This window comes from Salmonella sp. NW38 (assembly GCF_051807745.1).
Classification (GTDB): domain Bacteria; phylum Pseudomonadota; class Gammaproteobacteria; order Enterobacterales; family Enterobacteriaceae; genus Salmonella; species Salmonella enterica.
Genome location: NZ_JAMMTO010000023.1, coordinates 1 through 4504, shown reverse-complemented (window position 1 = coordinate 4504; position 4504 = coordinate 1). Strand labels below are relative to the sequence as shown.

Genomic DNA, 4504 nt, shown 5'->3' with positions numbered 1-4504 from the left:
GGTCATGTTCTCGATGCGCTTCGCCAGCAGCGTGTCGCGGTTAGCATCATTCACGATGCTGTTGTCCAGTACGTTCTGGGCGCCGGCCGCCGAGCCCGCCGAACTCAGACTCACATTGGTCAGGTCCGCCAGGCCGCCCAGCAACTGGCTTGTGGCCAGCGAAAAGCCGGTACCCTGAACGTGCGCCACCCCGTTGACGTTAAGTGTGGCCGCTGAGAGGGTACTGCCCGTCACCTTAACGCCGGTAGTGGTCTCGGTGGTCCCGTTCAGGGTGAGGGCGTTATTCGTGGTAAGGGTGCTGTTGCTGACCTGCAGCGAACTGATGGAAGGGTGAGATATGTCGGTGCCGGCAGTCCCGGTCAGAGTGATGTTACCCCCGGTGGAACTGATGTTACTGCCCGACAGCTGCACGCCGGAGGAGGAGGCTGCGCCCAGTCCTCCGGTGGTCAGATTTTTCGCCAGTCCGGTAATATCCACATCACCACCGGTCGTCAGGTTCACACCGGACATCACCACTGCCTGTCCCCAGAAGGTGGTCCCGTTGAGCACGATGCCATCTTTCGATGAGATGTTGGCATTCGTGAGCGTCATGCCGTTACTGCCGTCCTGCACCATGTTGGTTATACTCACCGCACCGTTGCCACTGGTGATATTCACGCCATTGGTGGCGGCCTTTGCGGCATTCAGTGTGACGGTGCCGGCTGCCGCATTCAGCGTGACGCCTTTATCTCCACTAATGAGTACGCGTCCACCGCCGTTGCCGGGGTCGTTGGCCTGCAGACTGATGCTGCCCGGCGAGTTCATTGCAAGCTTACCGCCGGCGGTAAAGCCAAGCACTGCGCCCCAGCCTGTGCTGCCGGTCACCGAACCGTTGATCGTCAGGTCATTATCTGCATTCACGTTATAAGCATATCCGCCAAGCCCCCGGGACAGGTTCAGCGTTACATTTCCTCCCTTGATCTTCCCGTTGTTCGTGAATGTTAATGAAACACCACTGGCGCTATTCCCCGCATCTGCAAGCAGGTCCCCCCCGTTGAGCGAGATATTGATAAACTTGCCCAGACTGATGGAGGCGTTGTTCGTCGTGTTCCCCGCCAGTAAATCAAGGTTCAGCTTCCCGGTCGTGGCACCAATGCTGACATTGTCACCGGTACTGATATTGTTATCGGCCAGCAGGGTCAGCTTCGCATCCGTCCCGGCAGTTTTTATGATGTTTGCATTCACCGTGATGTTGCCGGTCTCTCCGTCCGTATCCGTCCCGCTGGTTTTGACGGTGACGCTCGTCCCGGCGTTCAGCTGATTCACGATACTGCTGTTGAGGATTTGTCCCCCGCTGGCCGTCGGAGTGAAAATGTCGGTGCCGTCCGCGGTGGCGGAGTCGATACCCGTGTCAGCTCCGGCCCCCACAATGGTCACATCCGTCGGATCCAGCAGCCACTCACCACCGTGTCCGGCGCGTGCTGACGCATCCACCGCACCAGATGCCTGAAGATTGCGGTGAGACGACGTTTCCACCCGGCCGCCGTCACCCGACTTTGCACCGCCTTTTGCCAGAACCGTCCCGCGGAAGTTCGTGTAATCGTCAGACCACAGAACCGCAGTCCCACCGTTGCCGTTTTCAGTGGCCGACACGTCAACCGTGGCCGCCTTGTCCATGACCACCTTTGAGGCATTTTTGATGTGGCTGTCCTGACCCTGCCAGCCGCCGCCCACGTACACCTCACCGCCACCAGTTTTCCCGGTCGCCGTGGTCAGACTGCCGCCTGCCAGGTGGATGTTCTGTCCTTCCAGCGTGATTTTTCCGCCCTGGCCGGTCTGGCTGTCAGCCAGCAGATGGCCTGACTGGCTCACCACCCCGCTGTCGCCGCCGTTCAGGACTATTTCCCCACCCCGGTTCGCCAGCCCTTTTGCCTCAACGGTGCCGCTGTTGTTCACCACCGTGTTCAGCAGCATGTCCTGCCCTTTCGCCGTCAGGTACACCTGCCCGTTGGTGGCCGATATCAGCCCCTGGTTCTCCACCAGAGCATTCACCACGCTGCCGTTCACTGACACCGACGTCAGTCCGCCGTTATCGAGCTGCAGGGTGACCGTTTTACCGGCTGCCAGGATGGTTTTCCCGGATGGGGTGGTGACGGTGCCGCTGTTGCTGACCCGCTCTCCGGCCAGCACGATGTAGCCGCCCTTCGACGTCGTCAGACTGCCCTGGTTCACCACCTGTGCGCCGGGATTACCGCTGCCGCTCAGGGTGTACTGCCCCTTCATAAAGTCAGTGGTACTGATGTTCTTTGTGGAGGCCACCAGGCCACCCACGTCCACCCGGGCATTCTTCCCGAACAGTACCCCGTTGGGGTTGAGGATAAACACCTGGCCGTTGGCCTTCAGGATCCCCATAATCTGTGACCCGCTGGCGCCCGTCACCCGGTTCAGCGCCACCGAACTGCTGTTGGGCTGCACGAACTGCACGGTGTTGTTTTTGCCGATGTCAAAGCTGTGCCAGTTGGTGGCCATGTTCTGCGTCTGCTGATGAATGGTCATCTGGTTGCCAGACGTGCTGATGCTCCCCTGACCACCGACAATCTGCCCGCCGGTCGGCAGGTCTGCCGCCAGCGCCATCGCTGGCAACAGTCCAGCAATCAGCCCCGTCAGCAGCGCGACAGGGGTTAAGGTCCCCAGCAGTTTTCTGAACGGCGACAGCGCTGTCAGGTCTGCGAGATGACCCGTGCTCTTTTCCTTGCCGGCACCCGCCGTAATTTCACTGACAATCACAAGTTCATTGCGGCGCTTGTCGAATTTAAGTTTATATATTCTGTTCATTGCCTTATTCCTTTAATTCCTGACTGCGTGAAGCGTTCTCTCAATAAATCAGCCTGTTAATCACTGCAGCGATAACAGACCCGCCGGAACTCAGCGCGAGAAATCCCCTTCCACGGCAGTGGAATACATTTGTCTTTATATTTTGCTGTGAACTACATCAGAAAGTTTTTACCGCCGACACCCAGAAACGGTCGTTGTCGTCATGCACCGCGTTCGGGTCTGCATTGCCGGTCCGGTGCGCCCATGTCATCGTCAGGGCATAGTTACCCGCATCCGCCACCGTGGCATACAGGCCGGCACCGGCCAGGTTCAGGTTGTTGCTGTCAGCGAGGCGTCTACCACGACCATTGTCGTTATTCCGCCACTGCTCACCCCAGCCCTGGTCATAAAAGGTGGCGAGTGTCAGGCTCGGGTCATTACCCAGCCACGCCAGTGCAGGCAGAGACCAGTGGCTGCGGACTTCTGCCGTCCCCACCACACCCTCATCCACTGACCCGTCCCCGATATCATAGGCACGCACCGCAGACGGCCCGCCCATCAGGAATTTCTGTGACGCGTCCAGGTTGTTATTCGCCAGTTGGCCATTCACCCCGGCATAAAACGAAAACGGACCCCAAACCTGCTGGTCATGGTTAATCTGGTAATTAAAACGTGCAAACTGACCACCTGAATTCGCATCACCGGAAATATCACGGGAGAACTCACTACGCAACCCGACATTCCCGGTGGTCCCGACAAGGCCAAAACCGGTCAGGCCACCGGGAAGGTCCGCGACGGAACCGGTAATGGCAGCGCTGCCGATATTCACCTGCTTACGTCCTCGCGGGCTGCTGTTGCTCGCAAAAACGTCCGGATATTTATCCGTCAGGAACTGCTGCCCGGCATTCAGGCGAACATCCACGCGCGCCCGCGAGGTACGTATCCACGGCTGGGTGACATAGAGCCCCCAGTTATCCGAATAGCCGTTAAAGCCCAGCCCGCTCAGGTTGTAGTGGTAGTTCAGATGGCTGTAGTTGACGCCGACGCGCGTGCCATACCCGCCGCCCGCCAGCAGGCTGTAGTCCAGGGAGCCGTTGAACAGGTCGCTTTTTTCGTACGCATCCAGCAGATCAACCCGCAACTGGTCGCCCATGCCCAGCAGATTATTTGCATAGCCTCCGAGCATCACCCGGCTGCGCCCAGTCGTCGGGTCACCCTGGTTATCCAGCCCAACGTAACCCCCAAACTGCTTCCCCTGAGTCAGCGTGATATCTGGCGTAGTCGTACCAGGCTGACTGCCGCTCTTCATAGCCACCTGTGCATTGACGCCCGGAATTTCGCCCAGCAACAAGGCTTCACGCTCCAGTTGCTTACGGGTCACTACGTCACCCCGCGGTGTGGTGGTGCTGACCAGACGCTGCGCAACAGAGGTGCTAACAGAAGAGGTATTGCTGATATGCGCACTGTCATAACGCCCGGGGATAATCCGGATAGTGAGTACACCGTCTTTCAACGTCTGCGGCGGCAGGACCGCCCGGGCAACCAGCAGCCCGTGATGGCGGTACAGGGCAGTGATTTTTTGTGCCATGGATTCCAGCCCGGCAAAGGTCTGCGGGCGGTTCAGGTCGACGGCCAGTTCACGCTGCAGGTCAGTCTCACTCAGGCCCTTCAGTCCTGGGGGATTGCCGGTGAACACCACCTGTTTCACGCT

The 4504-nt window shown here is 59.0% G+C and carries 2 protein-coding genes; both read right to left on the bottom strand.

All coding sequences use genetic code 11. From position 1 onward, the window contains the following. Positions 1–2814: two-partner secretion domain-containing protein (locus NA624_RS22870; RefSeq protein WP_439040296.1), on the bottom strand; the 2814-nt coding region annotated here is incomplete at its 3' end. Positions 2815–2971: 157 nt separating this feature from the next. Further along, a partial coding sequence (locus NA624_RS22865; RefSeq protein WP_439040295.1) for a ShlB/FhaC/HecB family hemolysin secretion/activation protein occupies positions 2972–4504 on the bottom strand: 1533 nt, incomplete at its 5' end.